Origin of the sequence: Clostridium aminobutyricum, assembly GCF_017255415.1 — a bacterium.
Classification (GTDB): Bacteria; Bacillota; Clostridia; order Peptostreptococcales; family Anaerovoracaceae; genus Aminipila; species Aminipila aminobutyrica.
Genome location: NZ_JAFJZZ010000001.1, coordinates 1,272,077 through 1,295,413, shown reverse-complemented (window position 1 = coordinate 1,295,413; position 23,337 = coordinate 1,272,077). Strand labels below are relative to the sequence as shown.

General features: G+C 39.5%; 24 protein-coding genes. 16 read left to right on the top strand and 8 right to left on the bottom strand.

Annotated features, from left to right (window positions below):
* Nucleotides 1-19: 19 nt before the first annotated feature.
* Nucleotides 20-727, bottom strand: coding sequence for an MgtC/SapB family protein (locus JYB65_RS06135; protein WP_206581703.1), 708 nt, complete (start codon nt 725-727; stop codon nt 20-22).
* A 98-nt stretch (nt 728-825) separates the two neighbouring features.
* On the opposite strand from JYB65_RS06135, the gene JYB65_RS06130 reads away from it, so the two are divergent.
* Nucleotides 826-1,545: a Fic family protein gene (locus JYB65_RS06130; protein ID WP_206581702.1), complete on the top strand. Its 720-nt coding sequence runs from the start codon at nt 826-828 to the stop codon at nt 1,543-1,545.
* A 55-nt stretch (nt 1,546-1,600) separates the two neighbouring features.
* On the opposite strand, the gene argH is transcribed toward JYB65_RS06130, so the two are convergent.
* Together argH and JYB65_RS06120 are read right to left on the bottom strand one after the other, a co-directional pair.
* Nucleotides 1,601-2,962 carry an argininosuccinate lyase gene (argH, locus tag JYB65_RS06125; RefSeq protein ID WP_206581701.1) on the bottom strand — a complete coding sequence of 454 codons (1,362 nt, stop codon included), beginning with the start codon at nt 2,960-2,962 and terminating at the stop codon, nt 1,601-1,603.
* A complete protein-coding gene (locus JYB65_RS06120; protein WP_206581700.1) occupies nt 2,913-4,181 on the bottom strand; it encodes an argininosuccinate synthase in 1,269 nt (422 codons plus the stop codon). Before JYB65_RS06120 ends, argH begins: the two co-directional genes overlap by 50 nt.
* Nucleotides 4,182-4,676: 495 nt before the next feature.
* Here JYB65_RS06120 and murB point away from each other — a divergent pair, with 495 nt between their 5' ends.
* The 6 genes from murB (at nt 4,677) to JYB65_RS06090 (ending at nt 10,548) form a co-directional block, all read left to right on the top strand.
* Complete coding sequence (gene murB / locus JYB65_RS06115) at nt 4,677-5,609, top strand: UDP-N-acetylmuramate dehydrogenase (RefSeq protein ID WP_245156581.1); 933 nt, start codon at nt 4,677-4,679, stop codon at nt 5,607-5,609.
* A gap of 14 nt (nt 5,610-5,623) precedes the next feature.
* Nucleotides 5,624-6,412, top strand: a complete 789-nt coding sequence (locus tag JYB65_RS06110; protein ID WP_206581699.1) for a PHP domain-containing protein — start codon at nt 5,624-5,626, stop codon at nt 6,410-6,412.
* Nucleotides 6,413-6,419: 7 nt separating this feature from the next.
* Nucleotides 6,420-7,265 (top strand): RNase adapter RapZ, encoded by an 846-nt coding sequence (gene rapZ / locus JYB65_RS06105; RefSeq protein WP_206581698.1) that lies wholly within the window; start codon nt 6,420-6,422, stop codon nt 7,263-7,265.
* Nucleotides 7,266-7,485: 220 nt separating this feature from the next.
* Nucleotides 7,486-8,310 carry a 3-keto-5-aminohexanoate cleavage enzyme gene (kce, locus tag JYB65_RS06100; RefSeq protein ID WP_206581697.1) on the top strand — a complete coding sequence of 275 codons (825 nt, stop codon included), beginning with the start codon at nt 7,486-7,488 and terminating at the stop codon, nt 8,308-8,310.
* A gap of 179 nt (nt 8,311-8,489) precedes the next feature.
* The gene (gene whiA / locus JYB65_RS06095) at nt 8,490-9,437 is read left to right on the top strand and encodes a DNA-binding protein WhiA (RefSeq protein WP_206581696.1); all 948 of its coding nucleotides are present in this window, start codon (nt 8,490-8,492) and stop codon (nt 9,435-9,437) included.
* A gap of 415 nt (nt 9,438-9,852) precedes the next feature.
* Complete coding sequence (locus tag JYB65_RS06090; protein ID WP_206581695.1) at nt 9,853-10,548, top strand: DUF554 domain-containing protein; 696 nt, start codon at nt 9,853-9,855, stop codon at nt 10,546-10,548.
* Nucleotides 10,549-10,660: 112 nt separating this feature from the next.
* Here the strand turns inward: JYB65_RS06090 and JYB65_RS06085 are convergent, their stop codons facing one another.
* The 4 genes from JYB65_RS06085 to JYB65_RS06070 form a co-directional block, all read right to left on the bottom strand.
* The gene (locus JYB65_RS06085) at nt 10,661-12,019 is read right to left on the bottom strand and encodes a PFL family protein (protein WP_206581694.1); all 1,359 of its coding nucleotides are present in this window, start codon (nt 12,017-12,019) and stop codon (nt 10,661-10,663) included.
* Between the two features lie 19 nt (nt 12,020-12,038).
* Nucleotides 12,039-12,302: an ACT domain-containing protein gene (locus JYB65_RS06080; protein ID WP_206581693.1), complete on the bottom strand. Its 264-nt coding sequence runs from the start codon at nt 12,300-12,302 to the stop codon at nt 12,039-12,041.
* 100 nt (nt 12,303-12,402) lie between these two features.
* The gene (locus JYB65_RS06075; protein ID WP_206581692.1) at nt 12,403-13,434 is read right to left on the bottom strand and encodes an elongator complex protein 3; all 1,032 of its coding nucleotides are present in this window, start codon (nt 13,432-13,434) and stop codon (nt 12,403-12,405) included.
* Nucleotides 13,435-13,523: 89 nt separating this feature from the next.
* Complete coding sequence (locus JYB65_RS06070) at nt 13,524-14,201, bottom strand: DUF6873 family GME fold protein (RefSeq protein WP_206581691.1); 678 nt, start codon at nt 14,199-14,201, stop codon at nt 13,524-13,526.
* 95 nt (nt 14,202-14,296) lie between these two features.
* Between JYB65_RS06070 and JYB65_RS06065 the strand changes: the two genes are divergently transcribed.
* The 9 genes from JYB65_RS06065 (at nt 14,297) to queF (ending at nt 22,019) form a co-directional block, all read left to right on the top strand.
* On the top strand, nt 14,297-14,962 hold the full coding sequence (locus JYB65_RS06065; protein WP_206581690.1) for a uracil-DNA glycosylase: 666 nt from the start codon (nt 14,297-14,299) through the stop codon (nt 14,960-14,962).
* Nucleotides 14,963-15,015: 53 nt separating this feature from the next.
* The gene (locus JYB65_RS06060; protein ID WP_206581689.1) at nt 15,016-15,567 is read left to right on the top strand and encodes a LemA family protein; all 552 of its coding nucleotides are present in this window, start codon (nt 15,016-15,018) and stop codon (nt 15,565-15,567) included.
* Nucleotides 15,567-17,486: a DUF2207 domain-containing protein gene (locus JYB65_RS06055; RefSeq protein ID WP_206581688.1), complete on the top strand. Its 1,920-nt coding sequence runs from the start codon at nt 15,567-15,569 to the stop codon at nt 17,484-17,486. The genes JYB65_RS06060 and JYB65_RS06055 overlap by 1 nt, the downstream gene beginning before the upstream one ends.
* A 115-nt stretch (nt 17,487-17,601) precedes the next feature.
* Nucleotides 17,602-18,882: a Na+/H+ antiporter NhaC family protein gene (locus tag JYB65_RS06050; RefSeq protein WP_206581687.1), complete on the top strand. Its 1,281-nt coding sequence runs from the start codon at nt 17,602-17,604 to the stop codon at nt 18,880-18,882.
* Between the two features lie 219 nt (nt 18,883-19,101).
* A complete protein-coding gene (gene queD / locus JYB65_RS06045; protein WP_206581686.1) occupies nt 19,102-19,524 on the top strand; it encodes a 6-carboxytetrahydropterin synthase QueD in 423 nt (140 codons plus the stop codon).
* Nucleotides 19,525-20,193, top strand: coding sequence for a putative 7-carboxy-7-deazaguanine synthase QueE (queE, locus tag JYB65_RS06040; protein ID WP_206581685.1), 669 nt, complete (start codon nt 19,525-19,527; stop codon nt 20,191-20,193).
* 39 nt (nt 20,194-20,232) lie between these two features.
* Nucleotides 20,233-20,808: a GTP cyclohydrolase I FolE gene (folE, locus tag JYB65_RS06035; protein WP_206581684.1), complete on the top strand. Its 576-nt coding sequence runs from the start codon at nt 20,233-20,235 to the stop codon at nt 20,806-20,808.
* 18 nt (nt 20,809-20,826) lie between these two features.
* Nucleotides 20,827-21,504, top strand: coding sequence for a 7-cyano-7-deazaguanine synthase QueC (gene queC / locus JYB65_RS06030; protein WP_206581683.1), 678 nt, complete (start codon nt 20,827-20,829; stop codon nt 21,502-21,504).
* A gap of 14 nt (nt 21,505-21,518) precedes the next feature.
* Entirely contained in the window at nt 21,519-22,019 is a 501-nt protein-coding gene (queF, locus tag JYB65_RS06025) for a preQ(1) synthase (protein ID WP_425331114.1), read from the top strand.
* 123 nt (nt 22,020-22,142) lie between these two features.
* On the opposite strand, the gene JYB65_RS06020 is transcribed toward queF, so the two are convergent.
* The gene (locus JYB65_RS06020) at nt 22,143-23,312 is read right to left on the bottom strand and encodes a class I SAM-dependent methyltransferase (RefSeq protein WP_206581682.1); all 1,170 of its coding nucleotides are present in this window, start codon (nt 23,310-23,312) and stop codon (nt 22,143-22,145) included.
* Nucleotides 23,313-23,337 lie beyond the last annotated feature (25 nt).

The following is a 23,337-nucleotide window of genomic DNA, read 5'->3' as shown; positions in this document are numbered from 1 at the left end:
CAAAGGCAGCCTGCTTTTTTTAGACCTCATCGATTATAAATACACCCTGGTAAGTATAGAACTCTTCTACAATATCATTGTGGTCTATATCTTTTGGTGTCTTCATGAAAATATAAAATGCGATCCCGCTTCTTAAAATGGGATCTGAACTGCTGATGTGGGCGTCAAAAACTTGATAACCCTGCTGCTTCACCTGAGCGACAAAGGCTTTAAAGCTTGCAATAGAATCCACTTCAACATATAAATTCAGAAATCTGGAATGCTTTAAAAAGTGGTTTTCTACTTTTGGAAACAGGGCAAGGCTGACAAATATAAGTATCCCGGCTATGATGGCACCGGAATAAAAACCGATTCCAATGGCAAGGCCCAAACATGCCGACGCCCAAAGGCCTGCTGCCGTGGTGAGACCTTTGATTCGATGTCGTCCTGTTACAAAGATGGTGCCAACCCCTAAAAAGCCGACGCCTGTAATCACTTGAGCACCCAATCTGGCAGGGTCTGCGATCGGTGTTAAAAATTGAAAGATATATTGGTCGGTCAGCATCGCTAAAGTAGAGCCTACACAGACCAAGATATGAGTCCTAAAACCAGCAGGATGATTGGCCGCTCCTCGCTCTAATCCGATGATTCCACCTAAAATGACCGCTAGAAGCAACCGGGTAAAGATGGATGCAATGTTTACATCATAAAGTGAAAGTGAAGTGATGTCATAAAAACTTGATGGCATATAAAAAAACCTCCTCGGTTTATTGTTAAATATATATATGTAATTATACCATATTGTGTTAAAATGTACAAAAGTAGATTCATGGTAGGAGGTGTCAAATGTATCAGGAAATTCTTAGTAAGAAAAAAAATCTGGACAGCAGAAAACCATACGCCCCGCAGATGAAAGAACAGATTAAAAAATCAGAACTATGTGAGATGATATACACTTTGCTGCGGCTTGACGGCAGCAATATTACTAAAGAGCAGGTGGTCCGCATTTTGGAGGGGGAATTTATAGTCGAAGCTACGGTAAGTGATCATTTTATTATTAAAAAGTATATCCAATGCCTATTGTTTATGGATGATCTACTGGCCATGGACAGTGAAATCAGCTATAAAATTCTGGAACAATTTTATGAAATCCTGAGCGAAGGAGAAGGTACTGTTCTTCGCATGTCCAACCCAACATTATACACCTTGGATTATAATCCTCCGCATTGGAAGGACATTGAACATCTTTTAAAAGAATTTATTAAATGGAGCTATGAAGAGGCTGCGGAAAGAAATCCACTATTGAGAGCGGCCTATTTACATAATAAGTTGTTTGAAATCTATCCGTTTGAGTTGTATTCGGAAGCGGTAGCGAGGCTGGTGATGTATTATAGCTTACTGCGGGACGGATATCCGATTTTTGAACTGCGATTAAGTGAGCGCGAATACAATACAGCAGTGATGAAGTACTTGAACGCAGGAGATATCCAGCCTTTTTACGGCGCTTTAGAAAGAAGCATATACAATAGACTGGACATACTGCTTCAGATGACTGCTGAAGATTAAATAAGAAACGCATGAAAATACCGCCGATAAGAAAAACTTCTTGCCGGCGGCTCTATTATTTTTTGATTTGATTCAGTTGTTCCTTTACGCTTTCAAAAGAAGTGGAGCCTTTTGACTTCTTTGCGGCAATGCAAGCTCTGATATCAATACTTTCGTAAATATCCTGATCAAACAAATCAGAAAATCCTTTTAACTCTTCTAATGACAGCTCTTCGATTGCTTTGCCTGCATGAATGCAGTACAGAACGATCTTGCCGATCACCTCGTGACAGTCTCTGAACGGAAGGCCTTTCGCCACCAAATAGTCCGCTGCATCTGTAGCGTTCATAAAACCTGATTTAACGGCTTTTTCCATCTTTTCAATGTTTACCTTCATCGTCGAAATCATCTCGGTGAAAATGGAAAGGGAAGCCTTCAGCGTATCGACCGCATCAAAGAGTGGAAGCTTATCTTCCTGCATATCTTTATTATAAGCAAGAGGCAGACCCTTCATGATCGTAAGGAGGGTCATCAAATCCCCGTAAACGCGGCCGGTTTTTCCTCGAATCAGTTCGGCCATATCCGGATTTTTTTTCTGCGGCATGATGCTGCTTCCCGTACTGAATGCATCGTCCATTTCAATAAAGTTGAATTCTGTTGTGCTCCATAGGATTAATTCTTCGCAGAATCTGGATAAGTGCATCATGCAAATGGAAGAGCAGCTTAAAAACTCAACCGCAAAATCCCGATCACTGACAGCGTCCATGGAATTCGGGCAAACATTGGCAAATCCCAGCTCTTGCGCCAGAAAATCCCGGTCGGTATGGTAGGTCGTACCTGCTAAAGCACCGGAACCAAGCGGCAGAGAATCTGTTCTCTTTAAACAATCTGAAAACCGTTCCTCATCTCTTTTAAACATCTGATAATACGCGAGCAAATGATGAGCAAGCGTAACCGGTTGAGCGCGTTGAAGATGCGTATAACCGGGCATGACGGTATCCTGATTATTTTTTGCTAAGGTATATAAGGTATCCTTTAACGCTTCAAGGAGCTTACCGATTTCGTTTATTTCATCTTTTAAGTATAAACGAATATCTACAGCAACCTGATCGTTTCGGCTTCGTGCTGTATGAAGCCGTTTGCCGGGCTGACCGATTCGCTGGGTTAGGATACTTTCAATATTCATGTGAATATCTTCTTGCTCAATGGTAAAGGTGATTTTTCCGTCCTCGATTTCCTTTAATATGTCAAGCATCGTTTTTTCGATTAATTGCGCATCACTTGAATCCAGTATTCCTTGTTTTGCAAGCATCTTTGCATGGGCAATGCTCCCGGTGATATCTTGCTTATACAGCCTCTGGTCGAATTCAATTGACGCATTGAATTCATTAGCGGATGAAGTCGCCTCCTTTGAGAATCTTCCTTTCCAAAGCTTCATTTTCTTGTGCCCCTCCTTGTTTTGATTGTTTCTGAATCGCTCTAATCTTAAGAGGCAATGAGAATAGGTTGATGAAACCTTCTGCATCACTCTGATTATATACTTCATCCTTACTGAATGTAGCGAATTCTTCACTGTATAGTGAGTTTGGTGACTTGGAAGCTACTGAAACGGCATTACCTTTGTAAAGCTTCATTCTTACCGTACCGGTTACTAATTCCTGCGTAACATCGACAAAGGCGGCAATAGCTTCTCTTAATGGTGTAAACCATAAGCCATCATAAACTAACTGAGAATATTTCTGTGCTACTATATTCTTATACTGCATCGTATCTCTGTCAAGTATTAATTTTTCTAAAGCTCCATGCGCTTTATATAAAATAGTTCCGCCAGGCGTTTCATAAACACCTCTGGATTTCATTCCTACCAGACGGTTTTCGATGATATCAATCGTTCCTACGCCGTTTGCACTTCCTAGCTTATTTAACGTAGTCAGAAGCGTTATTGCATCCATTTTTTCTCCGTTTACAGCAACAGGAATACCTTCTTCAAAGTCGATTTCAACATAGGTTGCCTGATCAGGGGCTTTTTCGATAGGAAGGCTTAGTACGTGAATATCATCCTTGTGCTCATTCCATGGACTTTCCAAGTTACCGCCTTCATGGCTGATGTGCCAGATGTTTTCGTCACGGCTGTAAATCTTTTCAGTTGTTTGTGCGATAGGAATATTATGTGCTTTCGCATATTCAATACAATCTTCACGGGAAGTGAGATCCCACGTTCTCCAAGGAGCGATAATTTTGATCGCAGGATTCAATGCTTTGATGGTTGTTTCAAAACGAACCTGGTCATTTCCTTTTCCGGTACAACCGTGGGCAATGATATAGGCACCTTCTGCTTCTGCAATGTCAACCAGCTTTTGTGCCATAAGCGGTCTTGCCATGGAAGTACCTAAAAGGTAATCATTTTCGTAAATCGCGCCTGCTTTTAAAGTAGGCCAGATAAATTCTGTGATGAACTCTTCTTTAATATCCAGTATGTAAGCTTTTGATGCGCCTGTTGCATATGCCTTCTTTTCAACTGCCGCATAATCCTCGCCTTGACCTGCATCACAGCAAACGGCTATTACTTCGCAATCATAATTTTCTTTTAACCAAGTTAAAATAACTGAAGTGTCTAATCCGCCCGAATAAGCTAATACAATTTTTTCTTTTGCCATTTCCTTTGCCTCCTAACGATTTATGCTCTATGATAAATCTTTTAAAATTAATAAGTTTATTTTATCAAAGCAATCTTGAATAATTTCATTGTCGAAATGTATAAAATTATTCGCTGTGCTTATATTTTAAAAACGATTATACACTGATTATATATGAATTGCAAGATAAAATTCTATAAATATACATGAAATATTATATATACTCAAATATGATGTATGAATATACAGAAGTGATTCCTGCTTGAATAAAAGAAGGAGGGGTATAATAACAATAAGATAGTATGTAAAATTAGCCATTAAAAGCATATATTAAGTGTGGCAGACAGAAAAATATGATATAATTCATAAATATACAACGTATATAATGCTGTATCTTGTGTGTAAAAATAACAACAATAGGGATACTTAATAATAAGCGATAAAAATACTATAAAAGAATCTGTGGAAACAGTAAACATAAAGGCAATAAAAGATGAATGGGGAGGAAACCGCTGAATGAAAATAGAGGCAGCTGTGAGCATGGCAGATTTATGCGATGAACTGCTTAAAATATTAAAGAAAGAACATGTTATAAAAAATGCAGATATGAAAAAATATACCTCATTTAAAGCAGGCGGAAAAGCCGCACTTCTTGTAATCCCTCAGACAATAGAGGAACTGATGGTTACAATGGAAGCTTTAAGGAAGTCTGAAATCCAATCCTTTTTTCTGGGAAATGGAACCAACGTTTTAGTAAAGGATAGCGGTTATCAAGGAGTAATCATAAAATTGGGGGACTGTTTTTCGAACATTGAAGTGAAGGGAGAAACCTTGACGGCATACGCTGGAGCAAGGATTTCTGCAGTTGCAAAGGAAGCCTTGGAATACAGTTTGACAGGCCTTGAATTTGCCAGTGGGATTCCCGGCAGTGTTGGAGGAGCCGTCTTTATGAATGCGGGGGCTTATGAAAAAGAGATTGCGGATGTGATTGAATCCGTGGAGGCGATCCGCGTAGATGGGCAGAAAAAATATCATTTAGATAAAAGTGAGTGTCAATTATCGTATCGGCATAGCATTTTTCATGAGACAGAAGATATTATTTTAAGTGCCACATTTAAGCTGAAAAAAGGCAATAGAGATGAAATCGCTGCTAAAATGAAAGAATTAATGGAAAAGCGAAATACGAAACAACCGGTTAATTTGCCTAGTGCAGGAAGCTTTTTTAAAAGACCGACGGGAAATTTTGCGGGAAAGTTGATTCAGGAAGCCGGATTAAAAGGACTCAGCGTAGGGGGAGCACAGGTTTCACCTTTGCATGCAGGTTTTGTCGTTAATACAGGAGATGCTACCGCTGCAGATATTCTAGAGCTGATGAAGTTGGTTCAGAATACGGTGCTAGATAAATTTGGTGTACAACTTGAACCAGAGGTTCGTATATTAGGGGATTAGGAGGCTGATTCATTATGTCAGAAGGCGTAACTGTAAAGGATGAGGTAATTGTATATAAAGGGTACCGTATGTTGTATGATTTGCATACCCACACAACTTTTTCTCATGGGAAAGGGAGTATTAAGGATAATGTGGAAGCGGCACTAAAAAAAGGTCTTGTAAAAATCGCAATAACAGACCACGGACCGGGGCATTTAACATATGGGATCAAGCGCAGTGCCATACCGGAGATGAGAAGAGAAATTGAAGAGCTCAAGAAGATTTATCCTCATATTGAAATCAGCTTAAGTGTAGAGGCCAATATTGTAAAGAGCGGCAAAGGACTTGATATTAAACCGGATGAATTTGCTCAGTATGATTTCGTTATCGGCGGGTATCACTATGGCGTCTTAAACGGATATTGTATTGAAAATTATTTACAAAAACATGTACCTCATAGAAAGGGAGGGAAGCTCGATTCAAGAGGTATAAGAAGGTTGCGAATGAAAAATACCGAGATGATGGTGAGAGCGATCTATGAAAACAACTTAAAGATCTTAACACATCCCGGAGATAAAGGGCCTTTTGATATTTTAGCTATCGCAAAAGCGTGTGAAGCACAAGGAACTTTAATGGAGATCAGCACGTGGCACAAGCATTTGACCGTAGAGGAGATTAAAACGGCAGCTCTGACGGATGTACGGTTTATTATCAGCAGCGATGCTCATGTTCCTTCTAGAATCGGAGATTTCCAAGGAGGATTGGACCGAGCGATAGAGGCTGGAATTGATTTGGACAGGATTGTAAATATAGAAAGGGTATGATAAGCAGATGGAAGCAGTAATTGTGACAGGCTTATCTGGTGCAGGAAAATCGCAAGCAGCAAATTGCTTAGAGGATCTGGGATATTATTGTATCGATAATATGCCGCCGGCGTTAATTAAAAATTTTATGACGTTGGCTATTAACCAGAAAAGCTCTATAGAGAAAGCCGCTTTTGTTATAGACATACGCGGAGGAGAGTTCTTTGATGAAATAAACCCGTGTCTGCAAGATCTGAAATTGATGGGTCTTGAGTATAAAATACTATTCTTAGAGGCATCGGATGAAGTGCTTATTCGACGCTTTAATGAAACTCGCAGACAGCATCCGCTTTCTGATGGGGGAGAAACGCTTACCGGAATCAACAGAGAGCGAGAAGTGTTGGCAAGTATTCGAGGCATCTCGGATTTTGTCATTGATACCTCCAATATGAAAGCGGCGAAGCTGAGAGAAGAAATAAAGGCTTTGTTCGGAAAAGGAGAAGATGCCAGCTTTGTACTAAATATCTTTTCCTTTGGATTTAAACATGGTATTCCGCTGGAAGCGGACATGGTTCTTGACGTACGCTTTATTCCCAATCCGTATTATATCACCAGTTTAAAAAAACTGACCGGTAACAGTAAGAAAATACAGGATTACGTTTTAAAGTTTCCCGAATCACAAAGCTTTATCACGAATGTGGAGAAGATGCTGAAAGATATGATCCCCTGTTACATAAGGGAAGGAAAATATCATTTGAATTTGGCATTTGGGTGCACTGGCGGGCAGCACCGCTCTGTTACAATGGCGAATGTCTTTGCGGAAAAATTTAAAAAAGAAGGAATAAGGATCACTATCGATCATCGAGACCTTTGAACGCTTGATTAAAGGGCAATCTTTATGATATAATGAATGCAATTATTGATACGGCGGCGTTGCCGTAAGGAGGCATTCATTGAATCATCCTGCGACGTGGCTTGTATGATATAATTTAAGTCAGTTAAATTTATGCTGAAAATTTGACTGCTGCTGATTATTTTTTATTTATTGTGTAGTCAATATCGTTTCCACGATATTGAAGTAAAGGGGAAAACATATGGAAAAGCTAATTATTGCTGCCGCAATATGCGGTGCGGAAGTTACAAAAGAACATAATCCTGCAGTGCCTTATACAGTTGAAGAAATTGTACGTGAGGCAAAATCTGCTTATGATGCCGGTGCGGCTATCATTCATCTTCATGTAAGAAAAGATGACGGTACACCGACCCAAAGTAAAGAACGTTTTCAAGAGTGCGTAGATGCGATCTTGAAAGTTTGCCCGGATGTGATTATTCAACCGTCAACGGGAGGAGCTGTAGGAATGACTGATCTCGAGAGATTACAGTCAACGGAAATTGAACCGACACCTGAATTTGCTACGCTGGATTGCGGAACATGCAACTTCGGTGGAGATGAAATTTTTATTAATACGGATAATACAATTTTTAATTTTGCTAAGATCATGAAAGAAAGAGGCATTAAACCTGAGCTGGAATGCTTTGATAAGGGGATGCTCGATATTGCCTTAAAAGCAGACCGAAAGGGACTTCTTGAACACCCTTTGCATTTTGACTTTGTGCTGGGCGTTCAGATGACAGCAACTATCCGCGATCTTGCATTTTGTGTTGACAGTTTGCCGGCTGGAGCAACTTGGACCGGAACCGGAATAGGCAGAGCTGAATTTGATATGGCGGCAGCTTCCATTATTATGGGCGGTCATGTTCGTGTCGGCTTTGAAGATAATCTTTACCTTGAAAAGGGTGTTCTGGCAAAGAGCAATGGAGAGCTGGTTGAAAAAGCTGTTAAACTTGCAAAATTGCTGGGAAGAGAAATTGCTACTCCTGATGAAGCGAGAGAAATATTAAGCATTAAGAAAAAATAGTGATGTTTGGTGTTTGATGATTGAGGTTGTCTCTGGTTTTGAGACAACCTCCTTTTTTATCTGCTGGGAAATACCGTTTGCGATATGATGGAGTATCATAAAAATCTATGATTAAAACGCGAGCGAATGCGAGCTAAAAGCGCCTCGCAGAGGCTTTTTTATATGGAGGAACTACTGGAATGTCATTTTCAATAGATACAAAAAATGAGCTAGCACATCTAAGTCAAGAAAAGAAATGCTGCATGATTGCTGAAATAGCAGGGTTTATAAGAATGTGCGGCAGTATTCGGTTGGCCGGAGGAGGTAAAATTAAAATCGTCCTTTCGACGGATAACCTGGCTGTGGCGAGACATTATAAAATTTTAATAAAGGAATACTTTGGGGTAGATGCGAAGTCCGACGAAGAACAGGGAATGACTAGAAAAAAAGGAGATCCTTATCTGCTTATTATCGGAGCTGAGGAAATGAGTGAACAAATCTTGCGTGAAACTGGCATATTGATGATCCGAGAGGGAATGAACTACATCAGCGATGGTATTTATGAAGGATTGATTAAAACAAAATGCTGTAGAAAAGCCTATCTTAGAGGTGTATTTTTAGGGGCGGGGACCATAAGTGACCCGAAAAAAGGATATCACATGGAGATCGTATGCAGCTCGCAGGTTTTAGCCAACGATGTAAAAAAATTAATTAACAGTTTTGTCGGACTTCATGCGAAACAAGTGCAGCGAAAGAAAAATTATGTGGTATATGTGAAAGAATCCGAACAAATTATAGACATTTTGAATATATTAAAAGCTCATGGACAACTTTTAAAATTTGAGGATGTGCGCATTATGAAGGAAATGCGAAACAAAGCAAACCGAATCAACAATTGTGATAGTGCTAATTTAGATAAAACCTTGAATGCCGCACAGAAACAGTTGGAGGCTATACAGAAAATCGAACAGAAAAAAGGATTGAGCTTCCTCCCTGAGAAACTCCATCAAGTGGCCGTATTGCGGTTGGAAAATCCGGATGCCAGTTTGCAGGAAATGGCCGATATGATGGAACCCCCATTAAAAAAATCAGGAATGAATCATCGGCTTAAGAAGATTGAAGAGATAGCGAATAAATTGTCAGTTTGATTTATAAATTGAAACAAATGAGTTGACAAGATGGTTATGCAAACGACAATTTTGTACAGGATGTTTTATCAATTTACTTGTCAAGTTTTTTTGAAAAAACATGCCGTGCAAAACGTTGTAAACCTGTGGATAAATTTAGCTTGACAAGTTTTAAACAATGAAAAACTATTGAAATATGAAGGGTATGAGCGTGTAAAGTTATACACAGCCCGCTTGGGATAAAATTGTATACAATTTTATTTTAATTTGTGGAAAACTGCTATACTATTGAAAAATTAGGCATTGTAGGGCTGTGGAAAAGACATTGAAAATATCGCATAAGGTTTACATAATTCTTTATAAATAATCATTTCGTATTACATTTTTTAAATGAAAAGAATAGCAAAATATAATAGAAATTTGGAGGAAGGCATAGATGTTTGGAGTGATCGTAAATACTATTGCAGTAGTGGTTGGAAGTTCGGTTGGCCTTCTGCTTAAAAAAGGGATACCTGACAATATGAAGGATATCATTATGAAGGGAATCGCACTTTGCACCATTTACATAGGGATAACGGGGAGTTTAAAGGGACAAAATGCATTAATACTTATTCTTTCGATTGTTATTGGAGCCATTATCGGACAAGGTGTTGATTTAGATAAACGGTTGAATCATTTTGCCAGTAAGCTTGAAAAAAGATTTAAAAAAGAGGGCGAAAAAACTTCTATAGCCGAAGGATTCACTACCGCCAGTTTGCTTTTTTGCGTAGGAGCAATGACGATTGTAGGATCTCTTCAAGCCGGATTGACTGGAGATAATGAAATGCTGTTTACGAAATCCATGCTGGATTTGATTTCATCCTGTATTTTTGCTTCTGCTTTAGGGATCGGAGTTTTGTTTGCTGCAGGCTTTGTATTTGCGTTTCAGGGAATCATCGTTGTGTTAGCGCAATATATTTCGCCGTTTTTAGGGGATGATGTAATAGCGGAAATGACCTGTTCTGGTTCTCTTTTGATTATTGCCTTAGGTTTGAACATTATTGGTGTCACGCAGTTTAAAGTAATGAATTATCTGCCCGCCATTTTTTTACCGATTTTGTTATGCAATGTAATGGGATATCTACCTTTATAAAACGAGAATTTTTTAGATATAAAATCAAATTTTACTATATCGTTAAAGATAAAAGGTAAATACAGAATAACAAAAAAGGGTGTCTCATAGGAGGCACCCTTCTATTTTTTTATTAGTTCTTTAAGCTTTGAAGCGGAGCAGGAATTCTGCCGCCTCGATTGATCATTTTCGCAGGAGATTTTGTATTGAGTTTCATAACAGGCCCCATTCCGAGAAGCCCTCCGAAATCCAATTCTTCTCCTTCCTCTAGGCCGATTGCAGGAATCACTCTGACAGCTGTTGTTTTGGAGTTTACCATACCGATGGCCGCTTCATCTGCTATGATAGCGGAAATTACCTCAGGCGGTGTCTCACCCGGTATAACAATCATGTCCAAACCGACGGAGCAAACTGCGGTCATGGCTTCGAGTTTTTCGATGGTTAAAACACCTGCGCGTGCCGCCGCGATCATCCCGGCATCTTCTGTTACAGGGATAAAGGCACCGGATAGTCCGCCGACATTAGAAGAAGCCATAACGCCGCCTTTTTTCACAGCATCATTTAACATCGCAAGTGCTGCCGTGGTGCCGTGGGCACCGCATTGTTCCAGTCCGATTTCTTCAAGAATATGGGCTACTGAATCGCCGATAGCCGGAGTCGGTGCAAGAGATAGGTCAATGATACCAAAGGGAACACCGAGACGTTTGGAGGCTTCTGAGCCAACCAGCTGACCCATACGGGTGATCTTGAAAGCAGTCTTCTTAATCATATCTGCAATTTCAGTTAAATCAGCATCATCAGGCATTTTCGCAAGTGCAGCTCGTACGACTCCCGGTCCCGAAACACCGACATTAATAATGCAATCCGGTTCTCCAGGCCCATGGAATGCACCTGCCATGAATGGATTGTCTTCCGGTGCATTGCAGAAAACGACTAACTTTGCCGCACCGATACATTGATTATCTTTTGTCTTTTCAGCGGCTTCTTTGACGATTTTCCCCATCAGTTTAACGGCATCCATATTGATACCGGCTTTGGTAGAACCGATGTTAATAGAAGAACATACAAACTCTGTTTCAGCCAAGGCGCTTGGAATGGATTCGATTAACTCTTTATCTCCAGGAGAGAATCCTTTGTGAACCAGTGCGGAGAAACCGCCGATAAAGTTGATACCGATATCTTTAGCAACCTTGTCCAAGGTCTTAGCATATTGGATGGGGTCGCCGCCGGAAGCACCCACTAACATAGCGATAGGGGTAACGGCTATTCTCTTATTGACAATCGGAATACCGTACATCTTTTCGATGTCTTCGCCGGTCTTTACCAAATCTTTGGCATAGCTGTAGATTTTGTTGTATACTTTTTCACAGGACTTATCGATATCACTGTCACAGCAGTCCAGTAAAGAAATTCCCATTGTAATGGTACGGATATCTAAGTTCTCATCTTGTATCATGGTGATTGTTTCCATGATATCTGTCATATTCAGCATTCTGTTTTCCTCCCCGTAATTAAATTCTGTGCATTGAATTGAAAATATCCTCATGCATTACGTGGATAGTCATATCCGCTACATTCTTATGCAGATTTTCTTTTAAGGTGTCAAGTTCACAGTTCATTTTAGATATGTCGATCAACATAACCATCGCGAAGTATTCTTGAAGAACAGATTGCGTTACTTCAATAACATTTGCGTTTGCCTCTGCACAGGTGGTACTTACTTTTGCTAAGATACCTACCATATCTTTTCCGATCACTGTAATGACTGCTTTCATTTAATCGTCCTCCTTTAGGGTGTTGTTAAAACTTACAAAAAATTGCGGGGTAAATTGTTCTAATATATTAAATCAATAAATTATATTTTAATATAATTTACTATTGTATCACAATATATTGATGGTCTGCAAGGAAACTATTTGTTTTATATACAATTTTTATATGCGGGTATTTGCTGGCAAAATATTCTTTATTGCTGCGTTTATTTCCAATCATATTGGAGAAACATTTTTGATTGCTCTCGAAAGAAAGTACCAATGGATCGGAGAGAGAGTTGTTTTGAAGGTTGGTAAGCTGGTTTTCTAACATTTCCTTTGCAATTTCGGATTCCACGAGCTGCCGGAAGGCAGGGTGGTAGGTACCGCCTGAGATCACCCCGTTTTCTTGAATCAAATCCGTGCTTTTGAGGCCTATGCGAATAATCCGAATGCCTGCCTGGTTAAGGATTTGAACCATTTCTTTTGTGGTATCAATGGCTTCCTCTTGAGAGAGCGGTTGGTAGCTGCCATGACAATACATCTCGTATAGCTCTGTATCCTCTATAACGATGGTAGGATAAAGCCTAGCGATAGAAGGCCCGATTTTTACGGTTTCTTTTGCGGAATAGATGGATTTTTCATGGGTATCACCCGGCAAGCCAATCATAAGCTGAATGCCCAACTCAAATCCAAATCCTTTGATTAACCGGCAGCTCTCGTAAACGATGGTACTGTCATGTCCTCTGTTGGATTGCTTTAGGACTTCTTCGTCAAAAGATTGTACACCAAGTTCAATGATATCAACTCCATAGTTTTTGAGATTTGTCAGAATTTCTTCATTGATATAATCCGGCCTGGTAGACAGGTGAATTTTATCGATTTGCCCATTCTCTTTATAGGCTTTTGCTACCGCAAGATAACTGCTTTGCTTTTCAATGGAAAGTCCCGTAAAACTTCCGCCGAAAAAAGCCACCTCTATGGTTTCAAGTCCCCGGCCTGCAAGGGTCGTTAAATACTGTTCAATAATATCCTTTACATCGCTTGCCTCGACAGGTTGCTGCCGTGCAGTTATTTTTTTCTGATTGCAGAAAACACAGTCGTTCGGACAGCCTTCATGAGGAATAAAAATAGGTATAATGGCATGTTTTTTCATGTTTCTTCCTTTACCATTTTGTCCGGCATTGTTAATACCGTTGATCGATTTTCATCGTCTTAATATATAAATAGAATCACTTGAGTTTATCAATAATAGCCGAAAGAGTCGTTTGAGTCCGTTTCGATGATGGAACCGATATCCTCCAGCTCATATTCTCGAAAGTAGTGAACAGAAAGGCCTCGAGATTCAATAAATTCGCAGATTCGTTTACAGTCAGGATGCTGCTCCAGGTTGCCGTTGAAAACGATCTGATTACCTACTCGACCGGAGGCGCCTCCTAAAAAACCATACGGCAATCCCGGCAGATTTACATAGCCGCTTTGAATCAGTAATATCTCCATATGGAATGGATTTAAAGCTTTTACAATCCCCGCATCAGATGTGATGATGGCGTTTTCATCTACGACAACCGTATTGCATTTCGTATAACCTTGCTTCACGTGGATAAATGTCATTCCTTGATTTCTTGCCGTCTCCATAAGTTCCGGAGAAGTGTATTTTAAGTTATGAATAAAATAATGCCCCATGCATACAGCATTAAACCCGATATTTTGAGGGTACTCGAAACCAAGCTGAGTTTTATCTCCTATAAATACGGAGGCCCTTTTATCTGCCCCCATTTTACATAGATAGATGTCAGGGTGAGCAGACACTGCGTCATAGACTAAATCCGTAGAACGGATAAAAATCAAATGATGGCCTAAGCTTTTTAGATAGTCAATTAATATATAATTTGCATGTTCGGATAAATAAATCGTACTCATAGTGCTAGTATACAATAAATTTGTATTTTTGAGGGAAACATTATATAATTTATAGTAAATTTGACAAGATAAATAAGAGAAGGGGAAAAAGGAATATGGTTCATTTAGGAAATGAGTGGGATGAAATTTTAGAAGATGAATTTAAAAAGGACTATTATTTGAAGTTAAGAGCTTTTTTGAAAGAAGAGTATACAAATGAAATAATCTATCCGCATGTAAACAATATTTTTTCCGCTTTAAAACATACTTCTTATAATGATGTGAAAGCGGTTATTTTGGGACAGGACCCATACCATGAACCGGGACAAGCTCATGGTCTTTGTTTTTCCGTGAAAAAAGGTGTGCCCAAACCGCCTTCGCTTCAAAATATTTTTAAGGAGCTAAAAAGTGATCTGGGTATAGACCCTCCGGAGCACGGCTGTCTGGAAGATTGGGCAGATCATGGCGTAATGCTCTTGAACACCGTTTTAACAGTTCGAAAAGGTCAAGCTAATTCACACCAAGGAAAAGGGTGGGAAATCTTTACCGATAAAGTAATTCAGTTACTGAATGAACGCGAAAAGCCGATGGTATTTATCCTTTGGGGCAGACCGGCCAGAGCAAAGAAAGCATTGATTACGAATCCGAATCATTTGATTTTGGAAGGTGCCCATCCAAGTCCTTTGTCTGCGCATAACGGTTTTTGGGGCGGCAGATATTTTTCGAAGACGAATGAATTTTTAAGCAAACAGGATGAATTTATTGATTGGAGTATTAAATAGAGGGAAAATAGAATGATATCTAGTGTACATAATAGGAAAAATGGAGGATAAAAATGGAGATTATTATTTTAATGGTGGTGGCTGCTATCATAGCGATTTGGTTTGCTGCAGGATATAATGGATTTATAAAGTTAAAAAACAGCGTAGAAGAAGCTTTTTCTACGATGGATGTTTATCTGAAAAAGCGATATGATTTGATTCCGAATCTAGTGGAGACCGTGAAAGGTTATGCGGCACATGAAGCAGGAACCTTAGAAAAGGTCATTTCTGCGAGAAATAAAGCACAGAGTGCGACTACCGTAGAAGATAAGCTGACCAATGAAAATATTTTATCGGGGACCTTAAAGAATTTATTTGCATTGGCAGAATCTTATCCTGATTTGAAAGCAAATACAAATTTTCTGGACTTGCAGCAACAGCTGCAAAGGGTGGAAGAGGATATTGCCAACTCCAGAAAGTATTATAATGCGGTAGTTCGGACCTTTAATACAAAATGTGAAAGCTTTCCGAGCCTTATTATAGCAAAGGTTTTTAATTTTGTTAGAAAGCCAATGTTTGAAGTAGAGGATGAAACAGAAAGAAAAGTTGTGAAGGTGCAATTCTAATGAAGAAAAGGTGGAAAAGATTTACGGCAATAGGGTTTATTGCCGTATTATTCATTGGGCTGTCTATGCCGCTCTTTGCCGAACCTGTTTATGGGTCGGGAGGGTTTGCAACAAATGAATATGATACGAATCTTACAGTGGAAGAAAATAATACGATTTATGTGACAGAGACTATAAAAGTTAATTTTTCGGAAGAACGCCATGGGATTTATCGCTATATTCCGTATAAAGGAAAGACGAAAGTTCAGATGAACGATAAAGTCGTAGAAATAAATCAGAAAATGAAGATAGACCAAGTGGATATCAAATTAAATGGAGTTTCTTGTGATTATAGCACTTCCCGTGAAAACGACAACTTGGTATTGAAAATCGGTTCGGAATCCAAAACGGTTTACGGCCCGCAGGAATATACCATCTCCTATCGCTGTCGATTATATGATGACGGTATCCAGGACTTTGATGTGCTTTATTGGGATTTAATTCCCACAGGATGGGAGAGTCCGATTGGCAAATCTGCGATGAGCATACAGATGCCAAAATCGTTCAATGCAGCAAATGCAGAATTTACTTCAGGCATTTACGGCAGTATAAGTTCGGATAAGATGTCTTGGTTTGTTTCGGATGGCATGACACTTACGGCTCAGGTACAAGATCTTGCATTAGGTGAAGGTGTAACGCTTATTTTGGAATTGCCGAATGATTATTTCCAAGGAGAAATAACCAATGATTGGGCATTTTTGATCATGTTCATTTTCATGATCGTACCGCCTATAGTGATCGCAGGGCTATGGTTTATATTCGGAAGAGACCCTCAAATTGTAAAAACAGTGGAATTCTACCCGCCGGCAGGGATGACGCCTGCAGAGGTCGGATATATTGTGGATGGTGTGGTTGATAAGAAGGACATTATTTCCATGATCATCTACTTTGCCGACAAGGGATATTTGAGAATTGAAGAGCAGGGCGCAGACCAATTTACTTTATATAAGGAAAAGGAATTTCCGGCAGATGCGAAGATATTTGAACAGACCTTGTTTGAAGGTATTTTCAAAAATAGAGAGCAAGTAAACCTACAGGAATTAGGCGAAGATTTCTATGCGAACTATAAGGCTTCTATTACTCAATTGCAAGGGTATTACAATAAAGATCGTGATAAAAGGGTATACACGTTAGGTTCTACTTTAGCGAGAGTGTTCAGCTTCCTGTTTATGCTAGTGCCCATCATAGGAGGATATGTCTTCGGAGCGATCGGAACGATGAAAGATGAATTTATTTTGGTTGGTGTTGTTATTACAAATATTGTATTTCTAGGCGCCATCATGCTGATCATTGCTTATGATAGGAAGGATGCGATGAAAGCGTCCAGCCGACGGATTCTTGTGGTTTCAGGGCTTATCGCTACTGGGATAGGGTTCTTTTCAGAATTTTACGGCATGTGGAAAGCAGCCGGATTGCTCCCAGCTGTGATCATGACTGCCAGCACCTTACTTTCAGTGGTCTTTACTATATTCATGAAAAAAAGAACGAATCACAGTGCAAAATTAATGGGTAAATTGCTGGGGTTTAAGGAGTTTATTGACGTGGCAGAGCTGGATCGAATTAAACGTTTAGTGGAACAAAATCCGAGTTACTTCTATAACGTGCTTCCGTATGCCTATGTGTTTGGACTAAGTGATAAATGGGCCAAAAAATTTGAGCAAATCAACATAGAACCGCCAACTTGGTATACAGGCAGTGTTACCGGCAATATGTTTAATACGTGGATTTTTATGAGTATGATGAACAATTATACGAGAACGTTTAGCGACCATATCGTGATTCCATCCAGCGAGGGCAGCGGCAGCGGAATGGGAGGATTCTCCGGTGGCGGAGGCTTTACCGGCGGCGGATTTGGCGGAGGCGGAGGCGGTTCCTGGTAATTGGGTTTCAAGTAAAATAATCTTCGTGTAAAAAAATCTATTTGGATTTCTTGTCGATTCCTGATAAAATAGTGCTTGCTGTAAAAAATATTTTGTGAATGGGGAGAGACAAGAAATGAAAAAAAACAGAGGTTTAGCGTTGCTGCCTTTTGCCGTATTTATCGTACTGTTTGCAGGCGTTGGAATCATAAGCGGAGACTTTTATGGAATGCCGGCATTATTGGCATTTTTAACGGCCTTATTTGTAGGCATGCTGCAAAATAGAGAACTATCCTTTAATGATAAAATGGCGGTTATATCAAAAGGAGCCGGAGATATAAACATTATTACTATGGTATTGATCTTTCTTCTTGCCGGAGCTTTTTCAGGAGTTGTATCAGCAGCCGGCGGAGTGACGAGTGCTGTTAATTTTGGACTATCGATTGTTCCGAGTCAGTTTTTGGTTGTAGGACTATTCGTCATAGGGTGTTTTATTTCTCTTTCAATGGGAACTTCCATGGGTACCATCGCAGCGCTTGCACCGATTGCACTAGGAATCGCGGAGAAAACCGGATTTTCGGCTGCTGCCTGCGCAGGAGCTGTTGTATGCGGAGCTATGTTTGGGGATAATCTTTCCATGATTTCAGATACAACGATTGCTGCAGTTCGAACACAAGGTTGTGAGATGAAGGATAAATTCAAGCAGAACTTTTTCATTGTGCTGCCTGCTGCGATTCTTACCGTATTCCTTTTCTATGCAAACAGCAAGGGACATACCACTCAATTAACTGGAGAATATACGTATGATGTGATTCAGATTATTCCCTATTTTGTGGTACTTATCGGTGCATTAATCGGATTTAACGTGTTTTCTGTCTTGATTGTGGGAATAGTGCTTTCATCGGCAGTGGGTGTTGCACAAGGAACGTTTACCTTAATTGAAAGCTTTAAAGCAATCGGAACGGGAATGACTGGATTGTTTGAAATATCTATTATTTCTATTATTGTAGCTTGTATCGTAGCGTTGGTAAAAGAAAACGGTGGTATTGACTTAATCATTGAATCGATTAAGAAAAATCTGAAAGGAAAGAGAGGGGCAGAATTCGGCATCGCTCTTTTGATTTTTCTAGTAGACCTTTGTACGGCAAATAACACGATTGCTATTGTAATGGCGGGGCCTATTGCAAAGGAAATCGGAGATGAGTTCGGCGTAGAGCCAAAAAGGGTTGCCTCTATTTTGGACATTTTCGCTTCTGTTGGACAAGGACTGATTCCTTATGGTGCTCAGTTACTGACGGCGGCTGCATTATTAAGTATATCACCCATAGAAATTATGCCTTACTTGTATTATCAACCATTGATGGCCGTAAGTGTGATTCTGTTTATACTGTTCAGACCGCAGAAAGTTCGACGCTAATCTTGACACTTATGAAATACGAATGTTATAATTTGAAATATAATAGGAAAGACAGTTTATTTGTACCATCCTGTCTATAAACAAAACTAGGGCTAATATTTAATGATTATATAAGACAATGTGAATTTTCGCATTTATTTAGGTAATGATATAAATAGGCATAGTTGGTATGCCTATTTTTTTTATCTAATAAGAAATTTTATGGGAAGGATATCTCTTATGTATATTTTGAAAACAGAACATAGTTTTGATTCAGCACATTTTTTAGCTGGATATAAGGGGAATTGCAGCAACATCCACGGTCACAGATGGCGGGTTGTCATTGAAGTGGAAAGTCCAACATTACAAACGAATCATCAGCTGAACGGAATGGTTGTTGACTTTGGTGAGTTGAAGCAAGAGATAAAAGCAGAAGTGGATTTATTGGATCATGCGTTCATTATTGAGAAGGGTACGCTGAAGTCAAAAACCATAGAGGCATTAACAGAGGAAGGGTTTCAAATTATTGTAATGGAGTTTCGTCCAACTGCAGAAAATTTTGCAAAATATTTTTATGATAGAATGAAAGAAAGAGGTTATCAGGTGAAATCGGCTACGGTTTATGAAACGCCGAACAATTGTGCCTCCTACGAGGAGCATTAAATGGCACAATATAAAGTAGTTGAAAAATTCGTGAGCATAAACGGAGAAGGCGTTTGTGCAGGACAATTAGCGGTATTTATTCGATTTCAAGGCTGCAATCTATCCTGTTCCTATTGCGATACCGCATGGGCCAATGAAGAGCATGCGCCTTTTGCTTGGATGACAGAGCAGCAAATTTATGAGTATATAAAGGAAACCGGCATCAAGAATATAACCCTTACTGGCGGAGAACCTTTGCTTGTTCCGAATATAATGCAATTGCTGCAATTACTTGCGGCAGACCCGCTTTTGCGAGTAGAAATTGAAACCAACGGCAGTATTGATTTATTGTCTTTTACGGGTATTAGTAATCCGCCTGCGTTTACGATGGACTATAAGCTTCCAGGGAGTTTGATGGAATCAAACATGCTCGTCTCAAACTTTAAACGGCTTACCCGTCAGGATACAGTAAAGTTTGTAGTAGGTGATATGAATGATTTAAACCGTGCGGCGGATATTATAAGGACACATGATCTGACATCAACATGTCACGTCTATATCAGTCCGGTATTCGGTCGAATAGAGTTGGAAGAAATAGTGGACTATTTAATACAAAACCGGTTGAATGATGTAACGATGCAGTTGCAGATGCACAAAGTGATTTGGGAGCCGGATAGACGAGGGGTTTAATGGAAGATATAGGAACAAGGATAGAAAAGAGGTAAAGAGATGGCAATAGATATAGCCGCTATACAAGAACATATTAGGGGTATTATCGTGGCGCTGGGGGATAATCCTGATCGTGAAGGCCTAAAAGATACGCCTAAGCGAGTAGCCCGTATGTATGAAGAAGTGTTTGAAGGAATGAATTACAGCAATCATGACATTGCTCAACTGTTTGGCAAAACCTTTGAAGAAGATTTAGAATTTGTTCAAGACAACCGAGATTTGATTGTGGTGAGAGATATTGATATTTTCAGTCATTGTGAGCATCATTTAGCGTTGATGTATGATATGAAAGCGTCGGTAGCTTACGTACCCAATGGAAAAATAATAGGGTTAAGTAAAATTGCACGGATTGCAGAAATGGCTGCCAAGCGATTACAACTTCAAGAGAGAATTGGTTCTGATATTGCAGAAATCATTCAAGAAGTGACCGGTTCGGAAGATGTGGCGGTCGTGATAGAGGGATATCACAGTTGTATGAGTGCCAGGGGAATTAAGAAAAATTCTGCAAAAACTCTTACGTTAACTTTAAGGGGACGTTTCCAGACAGATGCAAATTTGCAGATGCATTTAAAATAGAAAAACAGGAGAGTAGATATGAAAGCATTAGTCTTATCCAGCGGAGGAGTAGACAGTACCACCTGCCTTGCCTTAGCTATCGATCAATATGGGAAAGAAAATGTGATCGCTTTATCCATTTCTTATGGACAAAAGCATGCAAAAGAAATAGAGGTTTCTCGAAGAATCGCATCGTATTATCAAGTGGAATTGATTTATTTAGATTTAGCCAAGATCTTTGAATACAGTGAATGTTCTCTTCTGGCCCATTCAAGGAACGAAATTCCAAAAGGTGATTATTCGAAACAAATTCAAAGCACCGAGGGCAAACCGGTATCCACTTATGTTCCGTTTCGAAATGGATTGTTTCTGTCTTCGGCGGCTAGTATCGCCTTATCCAAGGGTTGCAATATCATATATTATGGAGCACATAGCGATGATGCGGCGGGAAATGCTTATCCGGATTGCAGCATTGAATTCAATACTGCAATGAACAAAGCCATCTATGAAGGAAGCGGAAAGCAGTTACAAATCGAAGCCCCTTTTGTATCCTGGACCAAAGCAGAGGTTGTAAAAAAGGGAATGGAACTGAAAGTCCCATACGAATTAACGTGGAGTTGTTATGAAGGCGGAGATGAGCCTTGCGGAACCTGTGCGACCTGCATTGACCGACGGAAGGCATTTGAAATAAATGGATTAAATGATCCTGCAATGTAAAGAAAGAGAAGGAAATGATGAGCGGAAGAAACGATGAAGAAACAAAGGGAATTACTTTATTAGGTAATCAGAACACAACGTATGAAATGAATTATGATCCGGGTATATTAGAAACTTTTGTGAATAAGCATCCGGATAATGATTATTTTGTAAAATTTAATTGTCCTGAATTTACGAGCCTTTGTCCTATAACAGGACAGCCTGATTTTGCAACCATTACCATATCCTATGTACCAAATGTTAAGATGGTGGAAAGCAAGTCGTTAAAGCTATATTTATTTTCTTTCCGTAATCATGGTGATTTTCACGAAGATTGTGTGAACGTGATTATGAAAGATTTGATTAAGCTAATGGACCCGAAATACATTGAGGTATGGGGCAAATTTACGCCTCGTGGAGGGATTTCCATCGATCCGTTCTGCAATTATGGGCAAGCGGATACGAAATGGGAACAAATTGCTTTTAATCGGCTTGCAAATCATGATCTGTATCCGGAAAAAGTAGACAATAGATAATTTGACGATTACTAAATCGGAGAACTATAAAAGGAAATAAAATAGCAAGCACAGACTAACGAGTTCGTTAATGTTGCTTGCTTTTCTTTTTTTCTTTATTTATCCGCTTTGCTTATACTTTCATTATTTATTCAATAGATCAATGGTAGGGTTTACCTGATAGTATTCTTTCAATGCCTGGTATTCTGCTTCGGCGCGCTGAACCGCTGATGCCTTTGGAGAAGAATCCAATACCGCCCGAAGCATAATATTTTTTGCCGTATGCTCTAAGCTTGTGAATTCGATCAAGGATACTTCATATCCGCAGGCTTCTAACTTTAATGCACGCAGTCCGTCTGTCAGCAATTCTGTAAATCGGTCTTTTAAAATACCATGCTTATACATCGGTTGATGCAGCTCATTTTTTATTTGACTGAACAGTTCGTGCTGACAGCAGGGAACGGAAAGAATGACTTTTGATTTCCATTTTACCGCATTGATGAGAGCATAATCAGTAGCGGTATCACAGGCATGCAACGTGACAACCATGTCGGCATGGTCACTCGTGTAATCTGCAATATCGCCTAATAAAAACGTTAAGCCGTCATATCCTAAGTCCTGAGCTGTCTTATTACAGAAAGCGATCACATCCTCTTTTAAATCAAGACCTATGATTTCTATAGCGTGACCTTTCAGTAATTTTAAATAATAGTAGAGGGCAAAGGTCAGATACGATTTCCCGCAGCCAAAATCGATGATTTTAAAAGGCTTTGCTTGCTCTTTCGGCAAGTATTCCATTACATCATCGACAATTTCAAGAAACCGATTGATTTGGCGAAATTTCGCATAATGTTTTTGAAAGACCGTTCCGTCATCGCTCATCACGCCAAGTTTAATCAAGAAATCGCAAGGCTTTTTATCCGGGATGATATATTTTTTTTCTTGGTTGTGTTCCAGCTTAACCGGATCTCGACCCGTTACCGGTTTTCGTGTTATTTTGGGAGTTTCCGGTTTAGCAGCCAACACTTGAATATCTTCATGGGCTGTTTGTATATTAATTTGCTTAAAATCTTCCTGTATCAATTGCTGAGCCAGTTCGTTTGCTTCAAACCAATCCAGATTCTTTTGGATTACCTTTTTTTCATAGTGATATTCTGCTTGAAATAAGGGTTTTCCCTGAAGCAGGATAGGCCGAATGGTTACCTTTTTATATAGAGTTGACTTTTTGCGTAAGTTTCCGAAGATCATTTTGTTCAGAAGTTCCGCCCGGTCATCATCAAATATTTCATCCAATAATTCCGTTAATTTGTTCATTTTACACCACTTTCAATCTACAGAT